Source organism: Pseudomonas sp. PME37.24/006, assembly GCF_055556635.1.
The window spans coordinates 1,043,123-1,065,148 of sequence record NZ_JBVHNL010000003.1 but is presented as its reverse complement, the minus strand read 5'-3'; the positions used below and the strand labels follow the sequence as shown (position 1 = coordinate 1,065,148).

The window sequence follows — 22,026 nt, the reverse complement described above, 5'->3', positions numbered from 1 at the left end:
TGGAGAGTGGGGCGGTGGGGGCGAGTTGCGTAATGTTAATTAAGGTTAAGGTCGGCGGTTAACGTTGCGCCATCTCAGCCTTGCGGCCAGGCATCGATGACCCCGCGCTGCATGGCGATGGCCACCGCGTGGGTGCGGTTACGCGCCTTGAGCTTGTCCATGATGCTGCGCATATGGCCCTTCACCGTATCTTCGGAAATCGCCAATTGGGCAGCGATATCGCCATTGCCCAGGCCCTGGGCAACGCTGTTCAGTACCTGGGTTTCGCGGGCGGTGAGGGTGTCCTGGGCGATGGCGTCGAACAGCTCGCTGGCGATCGGCTCAGGGAAGTAGCGCTTGCCCGCCGCCAGGGTGCGGATCGCCGTGACCAGCTCCTTGCGCAGCATGCTTTTCAGCAGGTAGCCACGGGCTCCGGCCTGCACCGCCTGCAAGGCACGCGCGTCGCCGCTGTAAGTGGTGAGCACGGCGATGCAGGCATCACTGAACTGCCGGCGAATCGCCTGGATCGCTTCGGTGCCGTTGAGGCCGGGCATTTGCAGATCCATCAGGGTCACGTCCGGGCGCAACTCCGTGAAGCGCTCCACGGCCTGCAGGCCATCGGCGGCCTCGCCAACCAGCAAGATGTCATCGTGGGCTTCGAGCACCGCGGCGATGCCTTCGCGCAGTAGCGGGTGATCGTCGACTACCAGCAGGCGGATGGGAACGTCGTTCATGCATCGTCTTCCGTTCGGGGGCGCGCTGTCAGCCAGCGCCGCCAGGCACTTCGGGTTGGCCCGGCATACGCCAAGCGGGCGCTCAGTTCCAGCTGCACGCGGGTTCCGGTACCCGGCAGCGGCCGCACCTCGAGCCGTGCGCCGATACCGCTGGCGCGTTCGTGCATACCGCGAATGCCCCAGCGCCCTGGCCGGCCTTGTGCTGCGGCATACGAGGCGGGGATGCCCTGGCCATCATCATCGATGCGCAGCTGGAAGCACCGTGCACCATACACCAGCCTGATCTCTATCCGCCGTGCGGCGCCATGGCGTAGCGCATTGCCGATGGCCTCGGCGGCGATGCGGTAGGCCTCGTCGTGCACTGCTGCCTGCAATGCGCGCCTGTGGTCTTTGACTTGTACGGTAAAGGCAATGCCCGGCTCATCCAGCGTTGCCCCCAGGCGCTCGAGCGCAGCGGGCAAGTCGATACCTGGGCTTGGCTGGCGCAGCTCCTGCACGCGCTCGCGGCCTTCGTGCATCACCTCGTCGGCACGATCCAGCGCGTGCTCCAGGCGTGGCCGCGCGGGGTGGTCGACAGTCAATGTGTCGGTCGCCGCCTGGAAGCGCAGCATCAGGCCCTGTAAACCTTGCAGCAGGGTGTCGTGCAACTCCCGGGCAATCCGCTCGCGTTCACTCTGTTGGGCTTGGAGCCGGAGTTGCAGGCGCCGTCGATCCCTGTGCACCACCAAGCGGTGCAGCCACCACAAGCCAAGCAGCAGGACCGCGCCCAGCGGCAGGTAAAAGATCGGGCGCAGGTAGAACACCGGCTCCACACTGAACGCCAGCACGTTCGGGGCTGCCGGCTCGCCGCCGCCCTGGTCGAAGGCCTGCACCTCGAAGCGGAAGTCTCCAGCCGACAGTCCTGTATAGATGGCCCGGCGCTGGCGCCCGGCTTCGATCCAGTCGCGGTCATAGCCCTGCAAGCGGTAGCGGAACGATAGACTCTGTGGTGCCCGCAGGTTCAGCGCCGTGTAATCGATGACAATGCGTTGCGTATCGGCAGGTAATCGCAGTGCGGCTTGCAGCGGCATGGGCGCACCGTCCACCTGCAGCGCTTCGATCACCACCGGCGGCAACGGCGGGGCGGGCAGTTGGCGGGCCGGGTCTATCCAACTCACCCCGGCGCTGGTGGAAAACCACAGCCGCCCATCCGGCCCGGCCACCGCCGTGGGCAAGGGCAGCACCCGGTAGGGATCGTTGGCCAGGCTGCCGTCCAGGCCGATGGAACGGTAGCGCAGGCGGTGCTGCGGCTCGGCCAAGGCGCGCTGCAACTCGGCCGCAGGCAGCTGCACGATGCCGGCCTTGCCATGCACCCACAGATCGCCGCCAGCGCCGGGGAGGATTGCGTAGATATTCTCGAACTGGCCGTTGTCTGGCAGGTGCAGGGTCTGGAAACGCTGGCCATCGAAGCGCGCCAGGCCGTGCTGGCCGCCCACCCATGTGGTGCCGCCGTGGTGCAACTGAGCGGTAACGTGGCCGATGGTCAGGCCATCCGCCGCGCTCCACTGGCGCACCTGATCGCCCAGGCGTGTGACCAGCAGATTGTCCCGGTAGCCGAACCACAGACGGCCGTCGCCATCGGTACCTGCACTGACCGGCATCAGTTGGCTTGGCGCCTCGCTGGGGCCGGCTATCGCCTGCCAGTCCGCACCGCGCAGCACAAAGAGCCCGAGCCGGTTGATCGACACCCACAGGGCACCATCCGCGCCAACCGTCATCGCCCGTATCGAGGCATCGTCCGGTGCCTGTGCGGGTAGTTCGGCCTGCCGCTCGATGCCCGCAGGCGTACCGCGCCAGACCCCATGGGGGCCGCCGACCCAGACATTGCCAGCGGTAGTGGCGATCAGGCTGGTGACCGGTTCGGGGATCGGCCTGCGCTGCAAGTCGTTGCCCAGCAGGCGCATCAATCCCTGGTTATTGCTGGCCGCCCATAGCGCGCCGTCAGTCGCTATCGCCAGTGCGGCATTCAGCGTGCCGGCGGGTAGCGGTGCGGCGCTCAGCTCGCCGAGGCGAAAACGATCAAGGCCGCCACTGCTGCCAGCCCACACCGTGCCGTCGCGGTCTTCCAGCAAGGGCCACAGGTAATCGGCACTCAATCCCTGGGCACTGGTGAGCTGTTCGGCATCAGCCTTGTTCAACGGCGCATTAGCGGCCGGATAACGACGCAGCCCGTTGCCCGGTGTGCTCGTCCAAAGCCCGCCGCTGTGGTCGAACAACAAACCGTTGATGGGCGAGTCCAGAGCCTGGCTCTGCAAGCGCGGCGCCCGTCCTGGCAGCACCCGGTGCAGGCGATTGACGTAGCGCTCGGCGACCCACAACGTGCCGTCCGCCGCCTGGGCGATCTGGCTGGCCCAGTCGAGTTCGCCGGCGACTTCAGTGAAATGCTGTGCACCAGCAGGGCGGTGGTACAAGCGCTCGCTGCTCGCCGCCCACACGCCACCATTGCGGTCGACGAATACCGCACGGGCACTGTTCGCGGTAAAACCCTCGGCTTCACCAACCCGTTGCCAGCGCTGCCCATCGAAACGCGCCAGCCCGTCATGGGCGGCAGCCCAGAGCGCGCCGCTGGCCTCGCGCGCGAAACCGTAGAGGGCGCCGGTCGGCAGCCCGTCCCCAGGCGCGAAGTAGCGGGTGGTCTGCCCCTCGATCAGCCGTGCGCCACCGGCCCGCAGCCCCACCCACAGGCCAGCATCCACCGCCAGCAGGCTGGCGACCGTGCCTAGTGGCTGACCGTCGCTGGGAAGATAGGGCACGAAGTGGAAACCATCGAAACGCAGCAGCCCGTCATCACTGCCTAGCCACAGGTAACCATCTGCCGTCTGCGCTAGTGCGCCTACCTGGTTGGGGCCGTCATCGTCCGCCGTCGTCCAACGGTGATGCTCGCGCACCGCCAATGGTTCCGCGTGAGCCGTCAGCACGGCTAAACTCATCAGCACAGCCAACAGCCAGACGCAGCCGCGCTTTGCCAATACAGGCAGGCCGTCGGTTAGGGGCAGGAGAGGGCAGCTCACGGCAGGCAGTCAGGGTAAACGCGGAAACGCCGATTGTGCGCCCAGGCTTGCAGCGATGCCATAGTGTTAGGGTGACAGGCAGCACAGCACAACGAATGTGGGTGGGACTAAAATTGCCGCCCCCAACAGGCCTGCACGAATCCGTTTACAGCTGTGCACTGAACTCAGAGCTACCAACGCCGCTCTGAATGTTCACCTGCATCGATAATCACCAGCCAGGAGGGCTGAGTCATGGGATTGGAAGACCACGAATGGTGGCGTGAAGAACGCCGCCAACAGGGACATAGCGCATCATGGGACAACTTCAGAGCCAAACCTGAAAACGACTCCCCCACGCCTGACGCCAGCGTCCTCAGAATTCAGCGCCCCGCCAAACTGCGCGCTACCCCCTCTTATCTGCACCTGCACGCCCAACAGCTCCTCGACGCCCGCGAAGGCACCAGCACCAGCCGCTTGCTGCTGATCCTCGGCGTGGTCGCCTGTGGGTCGATGGTGGCGGTGGGGTATTTTGTGTTTTAGGTGTTGTTCAGCTCGCGGCAACGCTTGAAGTGGAAAGGCTTATCGTTTGATAAGCCTTTTTGTTTTGGGGAGGCGCTTCGGATGGCTGAGGATTATGAAAAAGCGCCACCCGCCTTGATAAAAGCTGGAAGCCAATAAATATATGGCTTACGTCCGGGCCACCTAGTGGTTAGGGCCCATTGCACGGCATTTTTAGCCCATTAGGGGACACCTACTAGCTACCCTTAGGAGACCTGTCTATTTTTTATTCTCTCAAGAAGATCATCAATAGAGCTCTTCTTAGGCTGATAGTAGAGCTCCTTCGTCACCCATAAAAAGCAACCTATAGCGCCGAAAATAAAAACTGCATTCCATACGTCTGCCTTTACCCCAAGCGAGTTTTGAAATGACGTAGTGGTTAGAACTAGGATGATTGTTATAAAAAGTGCCAAGGGCGTATGCCATCGGCTTCTATGCTCAGTAGTCGACCGGTGCTCATTAAGCAGAAGCCTTAGCTTATCCTCCGTAATTTCTATGATCTCTTGCGAAACATTTCTGTGAATCTCGGTAACTTCGACGCCGGCAGAGCGCTTATATTGTATTTTACTCCCCGGACTCATCTCTTTCTCCGACTGAAGCCTGGATATCTACGCGGTAAACATTTCCAACCTTCTGCGCATAGGCCGATATAAAAATATACTCTCCTGTATCTACAACGCCCACCTCGATTGGTTTCTTAGTAGTATGACCAAATGGAGAAACCCAATTTACGAAAGTCATGGAAAGGCAATTTTCTTGACCAGAAAATCGTAGTTCTCTAGTTTTGTTTCCATCGCCGTTCAACGTATCATCTATTTTGAACTCCAATGAAAATCTTTGAACATCACCTCCATGCTCAAATTCAATTAAGGCTTTCTGATCTTCTAAGACCAGTAAGGACGTGTAATTAATTACTTTATTTTTGCCAACAGTAATCATGAATTCCCGCTTAATATTCCAGAACCAAAAGATTTTTAGTTAAAGTATCAGTGTCTACCCCAAAATCATCGCCGGGCCTCTTCCGCCGTTACCTGCTGCCCGCTTCTTGTTCTTCCAATTTTGGGTTCGCCTCTTCGTATTCCGGCGAAATCTGGCCAGCTTCCGGTGCCACCTTTCTGGTAACAGGGAGATAAAGGGACAAATTTATTTTTGGCATAGTGCCACCACGCCTTCTCCTAGTAAACCGTGAATGGCACCACCTAGCTAGGCTAGGCATAGCGTGTTACGCAGCCATAGATAGGATCCGGCCAGCCCTGCCTTAGATAAGGTGCTGTATTCTCTGTGTCTATGCGAGTGGAGAACACATAGGCAAAGGAGTGCAGCATGAAGAAAATCATCGTTTTACTGGCTCTGGGCTTTGCGGTCTGGCATTTCTATGTGAAACCGCCAAGCAGCCCGGTGATCACCAATATCGGAGCGGATGGTTCGGTACTGAGCAACCCGGTGATCGAGCAGGCAGCCCCTGGTTTTTCCTTCGAGCGCTTCATACCCACGTTCGCCTGGACGGGAACAGAAGCTCAGCCAAAGCCCCAGTCACAGCCCGCATCGAACTTTCGTTGCGACGGTCGTCAGCATTGTTCGCAGATGCGTTCCTGCGATGAAGCTAAATTCTTCCTGCGCAACTGCCCCGGTGTGAAGATGGACGGCGACAATGACGGCGTGCCGTGTGAAGAGCAGCTGTGCAGTTATCGGTGAGCGCCATTCCCCTTGTAGCAGCCAGCCCTCGGTTCTCGCTCGTCTCGCAGGGTAAATTTATGTCGACTTCCAGCCTCGTTACTAGCCAAGATTGATATCGTTCGGCCAGTATTTCATGGGAGGTAAGGATGCTTGCTAGCTTAGGGTTCTCTGTTTACGACATCTATTTGGTTGGTGCATGTACAGGCGGGGCAATATTTGGAAGCCTTTCGCACGCGATGATGCAGACGATCTCTGTTGAAGGGCCGCCTAACGATACGTCTGTGTTTAGCTTGGCTGATGCCGAAGTCAGAACTCTTCGCAGCCACTGGCTTTTCATGCGCCTTTTTGTTGGTGGTGTTTTAGGTTTCGTCTTTGGGCTCTACTTTGTTGGAGCCTTGCATGAAACGCCCGCCACATTCGCCAAAATATGGGCTCTGTCTTTTGTCGTTGGTTATGCAGCACCGAAGCTATGGCAGGTAAAGGAGGCTTCGGTGGTTAGTGCTGCAGAATCTGCGCAGCTTGAAAAGCCGCAAGGGTAGGCACGCCGTAGTCACTTTGTAGTGACTAGCGCGCACAAAAAAGGGCTTACCTTTCGGTAAACCCTTGTTTTGTTTGGTGGCTACGCAGGGACTTGAACCCCGGACCCCAGCATTATGAATGCTATGCTCTAACCAGCTGAGCTACGTAGCCGAGTGGCGCGCATTTTCCGCATCTGCCCCTGATGTGTCAAGCCCCGGGGCAGAATAAATTTACGCACTTTCAATTGCTTAGCCGAACGGCTGCGGTTTTTTCGTGGGCGTTGGGTGGTGGCACGGCTTCAGCCGACCTCGATGCGGTTGCGGCCGTTCTTTTTGGCACGGTAGAGGGCTGCGTCGCTGCGGCACAGGGCGGTGTCCGGGGTGGTGTCCTGGCGGTCGAGCAGGGCGATGCCGATGCTCAGGGTCAGGCGGATCTGTTGGTCGCCGATGAACAGTGGCTCGTCCTTCAGGCAGTGCTGCACGCGGCAGGCGAAGTCGCGGGCCTGGATGAGGCCGGCGCCGCTGAGTACCACGGCAAACTCTTCTCCGCCGACACGCCCGGCCAGGTCACTCTTGCGCAGCTGCTCGCGGAGGATGCGGCTGAAATGGCGTAGTGCCTGGTCGCCGATCGCGTGGCCCCATTTGTCGTTGACGCGCTTGAAGTGATCCAGGTCGCACATCAGCAAGCTGGAAACGCCCACGTCGCCGCGCTGGATACGGGCCAGTTCGGTTTCCAGGTAGCCCATGAATACCCGACGGTTGGCCAGCTGAGTGAGGCCGTCGAGGGAGGCGAATTCCTGCAGTTCGCTTTCGATACGCTTGCGTTCGGTGATGTCGGTGACCACGCCGTGCCAGAAGATGCTGCCGTCTGCTTCGCGCTGCGGCCGTGCTTCGCCCAGACGCCAGCGTAGGCCCTGGCGCGGGAGCAGCACGCGGTATTCGATGTGCCAAGTGCTGAGCTCGTGCTCCGCCTGCTTCCGGGCCTTCTGGTAGATAGCAACGTCGTCCGGGTGTACCAGCGCATGGAGGATTTCCGGGTCTTGCTGTATCTGCTCGCGGGTTACTTCGAACATGTCGTAGACGCCAGCGCTGGCATAAGTGATGTGGCCTTTACCGTTCGGCAGGCTGCGGAACTGGAAGACCATGCCGGGCACCTGGTCGGTCAGCCGAGTGATCAGCTCGACACTGCGCTGCAGGCGCTCGGAGAGCTCGCGCAGAGCGGTGATGTCGGTGGTGGTGCCGAGCATGCGCAGGGCATTGCCTGACTCGTCACGGGTAACCACCTTGCCGCGGCTGCACACCCATTTGTAGTTGCCGTCGCGGCAACGCAGGCGGTGTTCCACCTCGTAGCTCTCGGTGTGGCCTCGCAGGTGCGCTTGCAGGGCCTGCTGCACGTAGCTGAGGTCATCGGGATGGACGCGTTCGTAGCTGTCCGTGATGCGGTTGCTGACTTCATCTTCGGCGTAGCCGAGCAGCGCTTTCCAGGCGGTGGAGTAGTGGATCTCGCCGGTGACCACGTCGCGATCCCAGATGGCCGTACCGCTGCCCTGAATGGCCAGGGCCATGCGGCTTTCCTCGGCGAGCAGGGTTTCGCTGGCCTGGCAGGCAGCGGCTTCACGGCGAATCTGTTCGAGCAGGTTGGCGGCGCTTTCGGCGATATCGTGCAGGGCCAGGAGCTGCTCTTCACTGAGCCGCTGGGGCTTGGTGTCGGCCAGGTAGAACACGCCCAGGTAGCCACCCTCACTGCTGCGCAGTGGATATCCGGCGAAAAAGCCGGGCGGTGGTGCAGCCTGTGGCGCGGTGTCGAGTCGGGTGTCGGGCAGCAGCAGGGGCGAGTGGCCGAAGCTGGTGCGTATGACCAGTTCCTGCAAGTAGGCGCTGAATGTATCGGGCAGGCGTTGCTCGGGCTCTGTAGAGCCGCTGAGGAGGGTGTCGGTTGCGATCCTTGCGAGGGTTACGCCACTGAGGCGTTTTGCGAGCCGGAACAAAGCGTCGAAACGGGCTTCCGCGGGGGCGGCGTTCGACGATTCCTGCAGCTCATCGTCAGGTTTCAAGGTACTGCGCCTGCTGGTGAGGGCAGGGCCAGTATACTGCGGCGCTAGAGCAAAGCGATGGTGGGTGATGGCTAAATGCCGCCATTTTACCGCCTTTCGTCTGCTTGGCAGTGATGGAATGCCTGCAGGTGCCGTGGTTTCAGGCTTTCAGGGCTTTTCAGGCGGGTGCGGCAGGCTAGGCGAGGTCATGCAGAAACGACGAAGCCGCGTTTCTACGCGGCTTCGTCTGGTCACGGGGGCGGCTTAGACGTTAAAGCGGAAGTGCATCACGTCGCCATCCTTGACGATGTATTCCTTGCCTTCCAGGCGCCATTTGCCCGCTTCCTTGGCACCGGCTTCGCCCTTGAACTGGATGAAGTCGTCATAGGCGACGACTTCAGCGCGGATGAAGCCTTTCTCGAAGTCGGTGTGGATCGCGGCAGCGGACTGCGGCGCGGTGGCGCCGACCTTGACGGTCCAGGCGCGTACTTCCTTCACGCCAGCGGTGAAGTAGGTCTGCAGGTTGAGCATCGAGTAACCGGCGCGGATCACGCGGTTCAGGCCTGGCTCGGTCATGCCCATGGTCTCGAGGAACATCTGCATTTCTTCCAGATCGTCCAGCTCGGCGATCTCGGCCTCGATCTTGTTGCACACCGGTACCACGATAGCGCCTTCGGCGTCGGCGATGGCTTGCACCACGTCGAGCAGCGGATTGTTCTCGAAGCCGTCTTCGGCGACGTTGGCGATGTACATCACCGGCTTGGTGGTCAGCAGGTGGAAGGTCTTGGCCAGACGCTTCTCGTCGTCACCCAGGGTCTTGAGCAGGCTACGGGCCGGCTTGGCTTCGGTGAAGTGGGGGATGAGTTTTTCCAGCAGCGCTTTCTGCGCTACGGCTTCCTTGTCGCCGCCCTTGGCGGTGCGGGTGACGCGCTGCAGTTGTTTCTCGCAGCTGTCGAGGTCGGCCATGATCAGTTCGAGGTCGATAATCTCGATGTCACGCTTGGGGTCGACGCTGTTGGCGACGTGGATGACGTTGTCGTCTTCGAAGCAGCGCACTACGTGGGCGATGGCGTCGGTCTCGCGGATGTTGGCGAGGAACTTGTTGCCCAGGCCTTCACCTTTGGACGCGCCTGCTACCAGGCCGGCGATATCGACGAATTCCATGGTGGTGGGGATCACGCGCTCGGGCTTGACGATCTCCGCCAGGGCGTCGAGACGCGGGTCGGGCATCGGTACGATGCCGCTGTTCGGCTCGATGGTGCAGAACGGGAAGTTCTCGGCCGCGATACCGGATTTGGTGAGGGCATTGAACAGGGTGGACTTGCCGACGTTGGGTAGGCCGACGATGCCGCAATTGAATCCCATGGTGTGTCCCTCGCGCCAAAGGCGGTAGATAAAATTAGAGAGTGGCTTTCTGGCTGTGCAGCTTGCGCATCGCTACCGTCCAGTCACCGGCGAGTATTTCCGGGAGGACGTCGAGGGCGAAGCCGATGCTGGTATCCAGCAGTTCCTGCTCGCCACGCGGGGCGCGGCCGAGCACGAAGTTGGAGACCATGCTGGCGTGCCCGGGGTGACCGATGCCGAGCCGCAGGCGGTGAAACGTATTCTGGTTGCCGAGTTGCGCGATGATGTCGCGCAACCCGTTATGCCCACCGTGCCCGCCACCCTGTTTGAGTTTGGCGACGCCGGGAGGCATGTCGAGTTCGTCGTGGGCCACCAGGATTTCTTCGGGCTTGAGCTTGAAGAAATTCGCCAACGCCGCCACGGACTGGCCGCTGCGGTTCATGAAGGTGGTGGGGATGAGCAGACGAACTTCGCGGCCCTGGTGATTGAACTTGCCCACCAGGCCGAAATACTTGCGATCTACGCTGAGGTTGACGCGCTGGCTATCCGCCAGGCGCTCAACGAAAAAGGCCCCTGCATTGTGCCGGGTCTGGTCGTATTCGGGGCCCGGGTTACCCAGGCCAACGATCAGTTGTACGGCAGTCATACAGGAGCCCTTTCTTGAAGCTGGCGTGCACCTAAGTGCACAGCCCGTCGATATTACTCGGCGGTGCTTTCGCCTTCGCTGTCTTCTTCTACACGAACGCGCGGCAGGTGGATGCTGGCAACCGGCAGATCGCTACCGTGGGCCAGAGCAACCAGCTCAACGCCTTTCGGCAGTTTGATGTCGGACAGGTGAACGGTCTGGTCGACTTCAACGTTGGCCATGTCGACTTCGATGAACTCCGGCAGGTCTTTCGGCAGGCAGGAAACTTCGACTTCGTTGGTGCTGTGCAGCACTTCACCGCCGCCTTTCTTGACGCCAACCGAAGTGGCTTCGTTGATGAAGTGCAACGGTACGTGGGCGGTCAGTTTCTGGCCGGCAACGACGCGGATGAAGTCAGCGTGCAGAACGAAGCCTTTGGCCGGATGGCGTTGCAGGGCTTTGATCAGAACGTTTTCTTTCTTGCCATCAACGGTCAGGTTCAGCACGTGGCTGAACGCAGCTTCGTTTTCCAGCAGCTTGGCGAAATCTTTAGCAACCAGGCTGATGGACAGAGGCGCTTTGTCGCCACCGTAAACTACGGCAGGAACCAGGCTGGCGTTACGACGCAGGCGGCGGCTCGCACCTTTCCCCAGGTCGGAACGCGCTTCGGCATTCACAGTAAATTCAGCAGTCATTTCACTTCTCCAAAATAACCAAACCGCCCGTTACGCTTGCGACCAGCGACGGGGCGGTTCAGTGAAAGACCTGGCCAAATGGCCAGGCATGTTTTCTCAACGGCGTTCCGGGTTAGCGGAACATCGCGCTGATAGATTCTTCATTGCTGATGCGGCGTACCGCTTCAGCGACAACCGGCGCGATGTCCAGTTGACGAATACGCGAACAGGATTGCGCGGCAGCGGACAACGGGATGGTGTTGGTCACCACCAGTTCGTCCAGCACCGAGTTCTCGATGTTCTCGATGGCGCGGCCCGACAACACCGGGTGCGTCGCATAGGCGAACACTTTGGCAGCACCGTGTTCCTTCAGCGCCTTGGCCGCGTGGCACAAGGTGCCGGCGGTATCGACCATATCGTCGACCAGGATGCAGGTACGGCCTTCCACGTCACCGATGATATGCATCACTTCGGAGTGGTTGGCTTTCTCACGACGCTTGTCGATGATCGCCAGATCCACACCCAGCGACTTGGCCACGGCGCGAGCACGCACCACGCCGCCAATATCCGGGGAGACGATCATCAGGTTTTCGAAGCGCTGATCTTCGATATCGTCCACCAGTACTGGCGAACCGTAGATGTTATCTACCGGGATATCGAAGAAGCCTTGAATCTGATCCGCGTGCAGGTCGACGGTGAGAACACGATCGATGCCTACGACGGTCAGCATGTCGGCCACAACTTTGGCGCTGATTGCCACGCGGGCGGAGCGCGGACGGCGATCCTGGCGTGCATAGCCGAAGTAGGGGATGACAGCCGTGATTCGGGTGGCTGAGGAGCGGCGGAAGGCGTCTGCCATCACGACCAGTTCCATCAGGTTGTCATTGGTTGGCGCGCACGTCGGTTGAATCAGGAACACGTCTTTACCGCGGACGTTTTCGTTGATTTCAATCATGATTTCGCCGTCGGAGAATTTTCCGACCGAAGCATCACCGAGGGGGATGTGCAGCTGACGAACGATACGTCGCGCCAGATCGGGGTTAGCGTTCCCCGTAAAGACCATCATCTTGGACACGCGCAGTACCTGTCGGCTGAGGGTAACCTGGATGAGTAAAAATGGCAGGGGCGGCTGGATTCGAACCAACGCATGCCAGGATCAAAACCTGGTGCCTTACCGCTTGGCGACGCCCCTGTAACGTATAACCGATGCTACGCATTCACTTCCTGACCAGTTCTTGTAGCCTGCGATGCAACATCGAAACGTTGGCACCTTGTGCAACAAAACTTGGCAGTGTGGCTGGAAGTTGGCGGGCGACTTTATCAGCATCGTCCCTGTTTGGGAAGCTCCCAAACACACAAGCTCCAGTACCGGTCAATCTTGTTGGAACAAATTTGTTCAGCAAGATCAGCGCGTTACGAACAGCTGAGTAACGCTTCTCAACGACCGGCTGGCAGTCATTACGACCACCCCCCTCAAGAAGGCTGCGAACTTTAATGGGCGGCGTATCGCGTGTCAACTCAGGGTCGGAGAAAACTTCTGCTGTGCTGACAAGCACTTGCGGTACAGCGACGAGAAACCAGGGTTCCGGTAGCGCCACCGGCGTGAGTTTCTCGCCGACGCCTTCGGCGAATGCCGCACGGCCGCGCACGAATACCGGCACGTCGGCGCCCAGGCCCAGGCCCAGTGCTGCCAGGCGATCTTCGCTCCAGTCCAGCTTCCAGAGATGAGCGAGGCCGAGCAGGGTGGTCGCCGCATCCGAGCTGCCGCCGCCTATGCCACCGCCCATGGGCAGCTGCTTGTTCAGCCAGATGTCCGCCCCCAGGTCCGTGCTGCTTTGCTCCTGCAACTGCCGCGCGGCGCGCACGATCAGGTTGCTGTCGTGGGGCACGCCGTCAATCTCGGTATGCAGGCGGATGACGCCATCTTCGCGCAAGCTGAAGCCGAGCTCGTCACCGTGATCGAGGAACTGAAACAGGGTCTGCAGTTCGTGATAACCGTCTGCACGGCGGCCAAGGATGTGCAGCATCAGATTGAGCTTGGCCGGAGCCGGCAGAATCAGTTCGGCGTGAGCAGGGATGGCGTGAGTCGTCATGGGGCGATGGCTGGCGAGAGGGGATGAGAGATTACCGCAGGCTACGGTTGCGGCCAAATACCGCACCCAACTGTAGGAGCTGGCTTGCCGGCGATCAGTGTCAGCGCGCGATACGGGAATGCATCGCACGCTGACGCACTGGGATGGGTTACTGGCCGAGCTGGCGCGGTTGCCAGTCCTTGATCACCAGGGTCACCTGAATGTCGTGGCCTTCGAGGCGCAGGCGCTCGGGCAGCCAGTAGCCGTTCTGCTCGGCGTAGCTCGTGTAGCTTACTTCCCAGCCATCCTGGCTTAATTGTGCCAGGCGGCTGTCGGCGTCCAGGGTCAGGCGGCTTTTGCTGTCCGGCGCAGGCAGGCCACGAATCCACCACAGCAGATGGGAGACCGGCAGGTTGAGGCCCAGTTGCTGTTGCAGCAGTTCTTCGGGCGATTCGGCCTGGTAGCGTCCCTGGTTGGCGACTTCCAGCTGTACGTCGCCAGGGCGCCCGGTGAGGCGTGCGGCGCCGCGGCCCAGGGGGCCAGATAGGCGGATGTCGGCATAGTCCTGGCGTTGCAGCCAGAACAGCGTGCCGCTGCCGGAATCGCGTGGTGCGCGGATGCCGACCTTGCCGTTGATCTGCCAGCCATCGAGGGTGCTGATCTGTTGCTTGTGCGCCTGCCAGCGCGCCGGGTCGCCGAGGCCCTGTTCCACCGCTTCACGGGTGGACAGGCCGGAGCAGCCGGCGAGCAGGGTTGCCAATGCGAGTGCGAGTAGGGGGCGAAACGACATCAAGGCCTCTCTGATCCGGTTAGGCGCTGTACGGTGCTGCGCAGGATTTCACTCTCGGGCTGTTCCTTGAGCGCTTCGCGCCAGATCTTTCTGGCCTCGCGTTGCTTGTTCTGAGCCCACAGTGCTTCGCCCAGGTGAGCGGCGACTTCGTGATCCGGGAAGCGTTCGAACGCCTGGCGCAGCAGCTTTTCCGCTTCCGCGAGATTGCCCAGGCGGAAGTTCGCCCAGCCCAGGCTGTCGAGAATCGCCGGATCTTCGGGGTTGAGGTCGTGAGCCTGCTGGATCAGCTCCAGGCCTTCTTGGTGGCGATCGGTGCGGTCGACCAAGGTGTAGCCGAGGGCGTTGAGCGCCATGGCGTTGTCCGGCTCGCGGTCGAGAATGGTGCGCAGATCCTGTTCCAGTTGCTTCAGGTCGTTGCGCGGCTCGGCAAGCATGGCGCGGGTGTAGAGCAGGTTGATATCGCCAGGGTATTGCCCCAGTGCCTGCTGGATCAGCGCCCAGGCTTTGTCCGGCTCGTTCTGTTTGGACAGCGACTCGGCTTCGATCAGGTACAGCTGCAGCGCGTAATCCGGCTCACTGTCGCGTGCTTCGGCCAGATGTTTAGAGGCTTCGGCACCGCGGCCATTGGCGATCAGCAGGTCGGTCATGCGTGCCTGCGCTGGCAGGTAATCGTTGCCGCCACCGACCATGGAGTAGGCGAGCAGGGCTTCGTCCACTTCGCCCAAGGCTTCATGAGCGCGCCCCAGGTTGTACTGTGCCGGGTCGACGTGGGCGTCGCGCGCGACCAACTCTTCCAGGTAAACGATGGCTTCACGCCAGGCTTCGGCTTCCAGGCAGACCAGTGCCAGGGAGAAGCGCAGGTCGTCGTCTTCAGGGAACTGCTGCAGCAGCGAAGAAAACTCGCTGCGTGCCTCATCCATGCGGCCTAATTCGACCAGTTGGCGGGCATAGGTGAGGCGCAGGCGCTTGTCGTTGGGGGTCTGCTCCATGCCTTTCTTGAGCAGCGGCAGGGCTTCTTCGCCACGACCCAGGCTCTGCAGCAGGCGTGCACGTAGCAGCAGGGGAGCCGACTGGTCATGCTTGGCATCGCTGTTTTCGAGCAATTTCAGGGCTTCTTCGGGGCGGTCGTCCTGCTGCAGGAGCAGTGCCTTGCCGAACAGCAGTTGGCCGTCGTTCGGGTACTTGCCGAGCAGGCGGTCGAAGCTCTGCAGTAGGCCAGCGCGGGTGTCCGGATCGGAGTCCGCCGCCGACAAAGCGAGGAAGTCGAAATGGGTGTTGCCCTGACGCTGCAACACACGCTCCATGTACGTCATGGATTCGTCATAGCGACCAGCGCGCGCCAACTGCACGGCAGCACCGCGCTGCGCGTCGACATCGTTGGGAGCGTTCTTGGCCCAGACCAGCGAAAGGTTCAGTGCCTCTTCGTCAGCCCCCAGGTATTCGGCGATACGGAAACCGCGCTCGGCGACGCCTGCATCTTGAGTCGAATTGGCCTGCTGGACGTAATTGCTCAGCGCGATGTCGAAGCGATTGCGCTGCCCCGCCAGTTCGGCGGTGAGTAGTGCCAGCAGGGTTTCCTGGCTGAATGAGCCGTAAACCTCTGGCGCCAAGGCCTGCGCTTCGTTGCCTGGTTCTTCCACGGGCACGTTACCGTCCGGAGCGGACGGCGAAAAAGTCTGGCAACCACCCAAAAAGGCAAGGGCGGTCAGCAATGCGATGGGTCTATTCATAAGGGAGAATGCGACTAACCTGCGGTTTTGGCCATCATGACACAAGCCGTTGGGCAAGCCCATGGGCTGGCCGTGTGTCCTGGCGATGTGAGCTTGGACTGCCGAACGCAGGCAGTGTTGCATCTGATCAGGGCGGCTTATTTATTGGACGGCGCGCTGCCGTGATCAGTTGGGCTGAGTAATTCTCATTGCCTGTGATCAAGGCAGACTATCGTCGGCATGCATTGGGCAATGGTTGTCCTGCACTGATCGAAGTAGGACAATTGTCGGCTTCCACCCCCCTGTCAGCGACGTGCATGGCCTTTATCGCCCTCGGTATCAACCACAAGACCGCTTCGGTGGATGTCCGCGAGCGCGTGGCATTTACCCCAGAGCAGCTAGTGGAGGCCTTGCAGCTGCTTTGTCGGCATACGCCAAGCCGTGAGGCGGCGATCCTGTCGACCTGTAACCGCAGTGAATTGTATCTGGAGCAGGAGGGGCTGAGCGTCGATGCTGTGCTCGGTTGGCTGGCCGATTATCACCATTTGAGCCTCGAAGAGCTGCGCGCCTGTGCTTACGTCCATGAAGATGATGCGGCAGTTCGTCACATGATGCGCGTCGCCTCGGGCCTCGACTCGATGGTGTTGGGCGAACCGCAGATCCTTGGCCAGATGAAGTCCGCTTTTGCCGTGGCTCGCGAAGCCGGCACCCTGGGGCCGTTGCTCGGGCGGTTGTTTCAGGCGACCTTCAGCACCGCCAAGCAGGTGCGAACCGATACCGCCATCGGCGAGAATCCGGTATCGGTGGCCTTCGCAGCCGTCAGCCTGGCCAAGCAGATCTTCGCCGACCTGCATTGCAGCCAGGCACTGCTGATCGGCGCGGGCGAGACCATCAGCCTGGTCGCCCGCCACCTTCACGATCAAGGGGTCAAGCGAATCGTCGTGGCTAACCGTACCCTGGAGCGTGCCAGCAGCCTGGCTGAGCAGTTTGGCGCGCACGCCGTGCTACTTTCCGATATCCCGCAGGAACTGGTGCACAGCGATATCGTCATCAGCTCTACTGCCAGCCAGTTGCCGATTCTCGGCAAGGGCGCGGTGGAAAGCGCTCTGAAGCAGCGCAAGCACAAGCCGATCTTTATGGTCGATATCGCCGTGCCGCGGGACATCGAAGCTCAGGTCGGTGAGCTGGACGACGTCTACCTGTATACCGTCGATGACCTGCACGAAGTCATCGAAGAAAACCTCAAGAGCCGCCAAGGCGCTGCCCAGGCCGCCGAGCAACTGGTCGCCACAGGTGCCGATGATTTCATGCTGCGCCTGCGTGAGCTGGCCGTGGTGGACGTGCTTAGGGCTTACCGGCAACAGGCCGAGCGCCTGCGTGACGATGAACTGGCCCGCGCCCAACGCATGCTCGCCAATGGCGCCGCCGCGGAAGATGTGTTGGCGCAACTGGCCCGTGGTCTGACCAATAAATTGCTCCATGCACCCAGCGTGCAACTGAAAAAATTCTCCGCCGACGGGCGCTCCGACGCACTGGGTGTGGCCCAGGAGCTCTTTGCCCTCGAAGAAGGCGCATCGTCCGGCTTGGTCAATAAATAGAAGGCATGCAATGAAAGCTTCGCTGATCAACAAACTCGACATGCTGCAGGATCGTTTCGAAGAGGTCACGGCCCTGCTCGGCGATGCCGAGGTGATCGGCAACCAGAACCAGTTTCGCGCCTATTCCAAGGAATATGCTGAAATCGAGCCGGTGAACATGGCCTTCCGCGAGTTCCGCAAGGTGCAGGCTGACCTGGAGGGCGCCCAGGCGCTGCTCAAGGACAGCGATCCGGACATGCGCGAAATGGCCTTGGAAGAAGTCGATACTGCCAAGGCTCGTCTTATCGAGCTGGAAGACAGCCTTCAGCGCATGCTGCTGCCCAAAGACCCCAACGATGGGCGCAACGTGTTTCTCGAGGTGCGTGCCGGTACCGGCGGCGACGAGGCGGCAATTTTCTCCGGCGACCTGTTTCGCATGTATTCGCGCTATGCCGAGAAGCAGGGCTGGCGCGTCGAAGTGCTGTCTGCCAGCGAAGGCGAGCACGGCGGTTTCAAGGAGGTGATTGCCCGTGTCGAGGGCGACAATGTGTTCGCCAAGCTCAAGTTCGAATCCGGCGCGCACCGTGTGCAGCGCGTCCCGGAGACCGAATCCCAGGGCCGTATCCATACCTCGGCCTGCACCGTGGCGGTGTTGCCCGAGCCGGACGAACAGATGGCAATCGAGATCAACCCGGCCGATCTGCGCGTCGACACCTATCGCTCCTCGGGCGCTGGCGGCCAGCACGTCAACACCACCGACTCGGCGATCCGCATCACCCACATTCCCACCGGTACGGTGGTCGAGTGTCAGGAAGAGCGCTCGCAGCACAAGAACCGCGCCAAGGCCATGGCCTGGCTGGGTGCCAAGCTCAAGGATCAACAGGACGCTGCCGCGCACAAGGAAATCTCCGACACGCGCAAGCTATTGGTCGGCTCCGGTGACCGCTCCGAGCGTATCCGTACCTACAATTTCCCCCAGGGCCGGGTCACCGATCACCGTATCAACCTGACCCTGTATTCGCTCAACGAAGTGATCGCCGGTGGCGTGGATGCGGTGATCGAACCGCTGCTCGCCGAATACCAGGCCGACCAGTTGGCCGCGCTGAGCGATTAAGCCCTGAGTCGGTTCAGGAAGGATGTCGTGCTGCTCATCTACCCGACAGTTCGTACTGTGATCGATAAATCTCCTGTAGGAGCCGGCTTGCCGGCGAGCATCGCGAAGACGGCATCGCTGGCAAGCACTCGGCGTCCCCCTCAGCTCCCTCGAAAGGTGGTGTGTCATCGCTTCCATTGAGTCTTTATTGAATGCCGCTGAACTGCCGGACTCGCCCAGCGCCCGTTTGGACGCCGAGCTGTTGCTGGCTCACGCGCTGGGCAAACCGCGCAGCTACCTGCGCACCTGGGCCGACCGCGAGGTCGAGGCCGAGTCTACGGTACGTTTTGCGGCCAGCCTGGCGCGCCGGCGTAACGGCGAGCCGGTGGCGTACATTCTCGGGCGCCAGGGCTTCTGGAGCCTGGATCTGGACGTCGCGCCGCATACTCTGATTCCGCGCCCGGATACCGAGCTGCTGGTGGAAACCGCTTTGACATTGCTGCCTGGCAGCGCGGCGCGGGTGCTCGATCTTGGTACCGGCACGGGCGCCATCGCCCTCGCGTTGGCGAGTGAACGCCCGGCTTGGCAATTGATGGGTGTCGACCGGGTCGAAGAAGCCGTGGCTCTGGCGGAAAGTAATCGTACGCGTCTGGGGCTGGACAATGCCGCGTTCAGATCGAGCCATTGGTTCGCCGGGCTGGACGGCGAGTGTTATGGGCTTATCGTCAGCAACCCTCCTTATATAGCCAGTGATGATCATCATCTGGAGGAGGGCGATGTGCGCTTCGAACCAAGCAGTGCGCTGGTTTCGGGCGTCGACGGCCTGGACGATATCCGACTGATCATCGAGCAGGCGCCGGACTATCTGGCAGCACCCGGCTGGCTGTTGCTGGAGCATGGTTTCGATCAGGCCGAGGCAGTACGCGATTTACTGATGATCCGTGGCTTCGCAGAGGTTCACAGCCGACGCGATCTGGCCAATCATGAGCGCATCAGCCTGGGGCGGTGGCCGCATGAGTGAACAATTGAGTGACGAGGAACTGCTGCGCTACAGCCGGCAGATTCTGTTAGCGCAGATCGATATCGAGGGCCAATTGCGCCTCAAGAGCAGCCGCGTGCTGATCGTCGGCCTCGGTGGGCTCGGCTCACCGGTGGCCTTGTATCTGGCGGCGGCCGGGGTGGGTGAGCTGCATCTGGCCGATTTCGATACCGTCGATCTGAGTAATCTGCAGCGCCAGATTGCCCATGACACCGCGAGCATTGGCCAGAGCAAGGTGGATTCGGCGCTGGCGCGGCTGGCGGCCATCAACCCCGGTGTTCATTTACGTGCGCATCGGCAGGCAATGGATGCGGACTCCTTGGCCGCTGCGGTCGCTGCGGTCGACCTGGTGCTCGATTGCTCGGATAACTTCAGTACCCGCGAGGCGGTCAACGCAGCGTGTGTTGCCGCACGCCGGCCCTTGGTCAGTGGCGCCGCGATCCGTCTGGAGGGGCAGCTTTGCGTTTTTGATCCGCGTCGTGATGACAGCCCTTGTTACCACTGCCTGTACGGCCATGGCAGCGAAGCCGAACTGACCTGTAGCGAAGCCGGGGTGGCAGGGCCGCTGGTTGGGCTGGTCGGTAGCCTGCAAGCGCTGGAGGCTTTGAAAGTGCTGGTCGGTTTTGGTGAGCCGCTGGTGGGGCGCCTGCTGCTGATCGATGCCTTTGGCTCGCGATTCCGCGAGCTACGGGTCAAGCGTGATCCCGGCTGTACCGTATGCGCAAGCCGCGTCCATGAGTGAAGCCCCTATTGGCGTGTTCGATTCCGGTGTCGGCGGCCTGACGGTGCTGCGTGAGATACGTGCGCTGCTGCCGAACGAGTCGCTGCTCTATGTGGCCGACAGCGGGCACGTGCCTTATGGCGAGAAAAGCGCCGAGTACATCCGCGCGCGTTGCCGCGCAATCGCCGAATTCCTCCTGGCTCGAGGTGCCAAGGCGCTGGTACTGGCCTGCAACACTGCCACAGTGGCCGGCGTGGCTGAGCTGCGGGCGCTATACCCTCAGTTGCCCATCGTCGCCATGGAGCCTGCGGTCAAGCCGGCTGCGGCTGCAACCCGCTCCGGCGTGGTTGGGGTGTTGGCCACTACCGGCACTTTGAAAAGCGCCCGCTTTGCCGCGCTGCTCGACCAGTTCGCCAGCGATGTGCGGGTGGTTACTCAGCCGTGTCCTGGATTGGTGGAACTGATCGAGGCGGGTGATCTGGACGATCCGCGACTGCACCAGTTACTGCGCGGTTATGTCGAGCCACTGCTCGCCGAGGGCTGCGATACGCTGATTCTCGGCTGCACCCATTACCCGTTTCTCAAACCGTTGCTAAGCCAATGGTTGGGGCCGTCGATCAGTCTGATCGACACCGGCGCCGCAGTGGCCCGACAACTGCAGCGCTTGCTGGGAGAGAGAGAGTTGCTGGCTGGCGGGCCGGCAGCGCCAGACCGGTTCTGGTGCAGTGGTGAACCGTCTGCCATGCAGAGAGTCATGCCGCAGCTATGGGGCAGCGCCGAGCAGGTGAGTGATTTTATCCAAACGAGCTAATGGGCCATTGGCCATTAAATATTTTTAGAACAAATGGAACTTAGCTCAACTCTGTAACTATAGTTTTCCCGTGCCTCACTTAAAACAGTCCGTGATCTCTATAAGAAGGGTGTTTCCAATGAAGAAACTGGTTGGCTTGGCCGCTGCAGTTGCGTTGTCTCTTGGGTCGGTTACAGCGGTTCATGCTGCGGGAGTGACCTTTTCGGTAGGTCAGTCTGGCGACTCCACGATGGTCTACCGTCTCGGTGCCCAGTTCGATTTCAACAGCCGCTGGTTTGAAAGCAGTGTCGGCCATCTGAGTGGCTACTGGGATGCGGGCTACACCTATTGGGAAGGTGATGATACGTCCACCAACCACAGCATTTCCTTTGCGCCAGTATTCGTTTACGAGTTTGCCGGGCAGAACGTCAAACCCTACCTGGAAGCGGGTATCGGCGTAGCGGCGTTCTCCAATACCAAGCTTGAGTCCAACGATCTGGGGTCTTCGTTCCAGTTCGAAGACCGCATTGGTGCCGGCCTGCGTTTTGCCGGTGGTCATGAAGTTGGTATTCGGGCGATTCACTACTCGAACGCTGGCATCAAAAGCCCCAACGATGGCGTCGAGGCCTACTCGCTGCACTATCGTCTGAATTTCTAAGCACCTTTCTTCACTGCACCTGAACCGGGCCTCGCGCCCGGTTTTTTATGCGCGCAATAAGTGCGTGGCTGAGCCGTGCAAGCGCGCTCAGCGATAGGCATTGACGATGCCTTGGCGCTCTTCCAGGCACTCGGGGGCGCCCATCTCGTATTCGCGGCAAAGCAGTGGGCGCACCGAGTAGATCGTGCAGCGCATGGTGTCGCGATCCAGTGCCGCGCACCAGCCGTCATCCAGCCGGAGCATCACCTCGCCGCCCCACTCATCGTTGTCGATAAAGCGCTGCGGCACACCGGTATCGGTGATCAGTATCACTTCCAGTTGGCAGCAGCAGGCCGCACAGCTGCTACAGCTGACCTCGGTGCTTTCGGGGATCTGCGTATGGGGGATGTAGTGGTCGATGCTCATC

21 protein-coding genes and 2 tRNA genes are annotated in these 22,026 nt (G+C 60.8%); 9 read left to right on the top strand and 14 right to left on the bottom strand.

Annotated elements, in window-relative coordinates:
- Positions 1–74: 74 nt before the first annotated feature.
- Positions 75–713 carry a response regulator gene (locus tag ACZ3GY_RS15930; RefSeq protein WP_465910968.1) on the bottom strand — a complete coding sequence of 213 codons (639 nt, stop codon included), beginning with the start codon at positions 711–713 and terminating at the stop codon, positions 75–77.
- The gene (locus tag ACZ3GY_RS15925) at positions 710–3,682 is read right to left on the bottom strand and encodes a sensor histidine kinase (protein WP_465910967.1); all 2,973 of its coding nucleotides are present in this window, start codon (positions 3,680–3,682) and stop codon (positions 710–712) included. Before ACZ3GY_RS15925 ends, ACZ3GY_RS15930 begins: the two co-directional genes overlap by 4 nt.
- 312 nt (positions 3,683–3,994) lie before the next feature.
- Between ACZ3GY_RS15925 and ACZ3GY_RS15920 the strand changes: the two genes are divergently transcribed.
- The gene (locus ACZ3GY_RS15920) at positions 3,995–4,282 is read left to right on the top strand and encodes a hypothetical protein (RefSeq protein ID WP_465910966.1); all 288 of its coding nucleotides are present in this window, start codon (positions 3,995–3,997) and stop codon (positions 4,280–4,282) included.
- A gap of 582 nt (positions 4,283–4,864) precedes the next feature.
- On the opposite strand, the gene ACZ3GY_RS15915 is transcribed toward ACZ3GY_RS15920, so the two are convergent.
- Entirely contained in the window at positions 4,865–5,239 is a 375-nt protein-coding gene (locus ACZ3GY_RS15915) for a DUF6864 domain-containing function (RefSeq protein WP_465910964.1), read from the bottom strand.
- Between the two features lie 384 nt (positions 5,240–5,623).
- On the opposite strand from ACZ3GY_RS15915, the gene ACZ3GY_RS15910 reads away from it, so the two are divergent.
- Complete coding sequence (locus ACZ3GY_RS15910; protein ID WP_465910961.1) at positions 5,624–5,995, top strand: excalibur calcium-binding domain-containing protein; 372 nt, start codon at positions 5,624–5,626, stop codon at positions 5,993–5,995.
- Positions 5,996–6,123: 128 nt separating this feature from the next.
- Positions 6,124–6,516: a hypothetical protein gene (locus ACZ3GY_RS15905; RefSeq protein ID WP_465910959.1), complete on the top strand. Its 393-nt coding sequence runs from the start codon at positions 6,124–6,126 to the stop codon at positions 6,514–6,516.
- A gap of 74 nt (positions 6,517–6,590) precedes the next feature.
- Here the strand turns inward: ACZ3GY_RS15905 and ACZ3GY_RS15900 are convergent.
- From ACZ3GY_RS15900 to ACZ3GY_RS15855, 10 genes are all read right to left on the bottom strand, one after another.
- Positions 6,591–6,667, bottom strand: a tRNA-Met gene (locus tag ACZ3GY_RS15900).
- Positions 6,668–6,794: 127 nt separating this feature from the next.
- Positions 6,795–8,549: a sensor domain-containing diguanylate cyclase gene (locus ACZ3GY_RS15895; RefSeq protein WP_465910958.1), complete on the bottom strand. Its 1,755-nt coding sequence runs from the start codon at positions 8,547–8,549 to the stop codon at positions 6,795–6,797.
- A gap of 243 nt (positions 8,550–8,792) precedes the next feature.
- Positions 8,793–9,893: a redox-regulated ATPase YchF gene (gene ychF / locus ACZ3GY_RS15890; protein ID WP_463562173.1), complete on the bottom strand. Its 1,101-nt coding sequence runs from the start codon at positions 9,891–9,893 to the stop codon at positions 8,793–8,795.
- A gap of 34 nt (positions 9,894–9,927) precedes the next feature.
- Positions 9,928–10,518 carry an aminoacyl-tRNA hydrolase gene (gene pth / locus ACZ3GY_RS15885; protein WP_465910957.1) on the bottom strand — a complete coding sequence of 197 codons (591 nt, stop codon included), beginning with the start codon at positions 10,516–10,518 and terminating at the stop codon, positions 9,928–9,930.
- Between the two features lie 53 nt (positions 10,519–10,571).
- Positions 10,572–11,192 carry a 50S ribosomal protein L25/general stress protein Ctc gene (locus tag ACZ3GY_RS15880; protein WP_463562171.1) on the bottom strand — a complete coding sequence of 207 codons (621 nt, stop codon included), beginning with the start codon at positions 11,190–11,192 and terminating at the stop codon, positions 10,572–10,574.
- A gap of 112 nt (positions 11,193–11,304) precedes the next feature.
- Positions 11,305–12,246 (bottom strand): ribose-phosphate pyrophosphokinase, encoded by a 942-nt coding sequence (locus ACZ3GY_RS15875; protein ID WP_463562170.1) that lies wholly within the window; start codon positions 12,244–12,246, stop codon positions 11,305–11,307.
- Positions 12,247–12,288: 42 nt separating this feature from the next.
- Positions 12,289–12,363, bottom strand: a tRNA-Gln gene (locus ACZ3GY_RS15870).
- A 25-nt stretch (positions 12,364–12,388) separates the two neighbouring features.
- Positions 12,389–13,264: a 4-(cytidine 5'-diphospho)-2-C-methyl-D-erythritol kinase gene (gene ispE / locus ACZ3GY_RS15865; RefSeq protein WP_463565932.1), complete on the bottom strand. Its 876-nt coding sequence runs from the start codon at positions 13,262–13,264 to the stop codon at positions 12,389–12,391.
- Between the two features lie 148 nt (positions 13,265–13,412).
- Positions 13,413–14,033, bottom strand: a complete 621-nt coding sequence (lolB, locus tag ACZ3GY_RS15860; protein ID WP_463562169.1) for a lipoprotein insertase outer membrane protein LolB — start codon at positions 14,031–14,033, stop codon at positions 13,413–13,415.
- Positions 14,033–15,763, bottom strand: a complete 1,731-nt coding sequence (locus ACZ3GY_RS15855; protein ID WP_465910956.1) for a tetratricopeptide repeat protein — start codon at positions 15,761–15,763, stop codon at positions 14,033–14,035. Before ACZ3GY_RS15855 ends, lolB begins: the two co-directional genes overlap by 1 nt.
- A gap of 296 nt (positions 15,764–16,059) precedes the next feature.
- On the opposite strand from ACZ3GY_RS15855, the gene hemA reads away from it, so the two are divergent.
- From hemA to ACZ3GY_RS15825, 6 genes are all read left to right on the top strand, one after another.
- Positions 16,060–17,340, top strand: a complete 1,281-nt coding sequence (hemA, locus tag ACZ3GY_RS15850; RefSeq protein ID WP_463562167.1) for a glutamyl-tRNA reductase — start codon at positions 16,060–16,062, stop codon at positions 17,338–17,340.
- A gap of 10 nt (positions 17,341–17,350) precedes the next feature.
- Positions 17,351–18,433: a peptide chain release factor 1 gene (gene prfA, locus ACZ3GY_RS15845; RefSeq protein WP_465910955.1), complete on the top strand. Its 1,083-nt coding sequence runs from the start codon at positions 17,351–17,353 to the stop codon at positions 18,431–18,433.
- A gap of 166 nt (positions 18,434–18,599) precedes the next feature.
- Positions 18,600–19,433 carry a peptide chain release factor N(5)-glutamine methyltransferase gene (prmC, locus tag ACZ3GY_RS15840; RefSeq protein ID WP_465911054.1) on the top strand — a complete coding sequence of 278 codons (834 nt, stop codon included), beginning with the start codon at positions 18,600–18,602 and terminating at the stop codon, positions 19,431–19,433.
- Positions 19,426–20,193, top strand: a complete 768-nt coding sequence (locus tag ACZ3GY_RS15835; RefSeq protein ID WP_465910954.1) for a molybdopterin-synthase adenylyltransferase MoeB — start codon at positions 19,426–19,428, stop codon at positions 20,191–20,193. The genes prmC and ACZ3GY_RS15835 overlap by 8 nt, the downstream gene beginning before the upstream one ends.
- Positions 20,186–20,983, top strand: a complete 798-nt coding sequence (gene murI, locus ACZ3GY_RS15830; RefSeq protein WP_465910953.1) for a glutamate racemase — start codon at positions 20,186–20,188, stop codon at positions 20,981–20,983. Before ACZ3GY_RS15835 ends, murI begins: the two co-directional genes overlap by 8 nt.
- Before the next feature lie 118 nt (positions 20,984–21,101).
- Positions 21,102–21,620: an acyloxyacyl hydrolase gene (locus ACZ3GY_RS15825; RefSeq protein ID WP_465910952.1), complete on the top strand. Its 519-nt coding sequence runs from the start codon at positions 21,102–21,104 to the stop codon at positions 21,618–21,620.
- Positions 21,621–21,707: 87 nt separating this feature from the next.
- On the opposite strand, the gene ACZ3GY_RS15820 is transcribed toward ACZ3GY_RS15825, so the two are convergent.
- Complete coding sequence (locus ACZ3GY_RS15820) at positions 21,708–22,025, bottom strand: YkgJ family cysteine cluster protein (RefSeq protein ID WP_465910951.1); 318 nt, start codon at positions 22,023–22,025, stop codon at positions 21,708–21,710.
- Position 22,026: the final 1 nt, after the last annotated feature.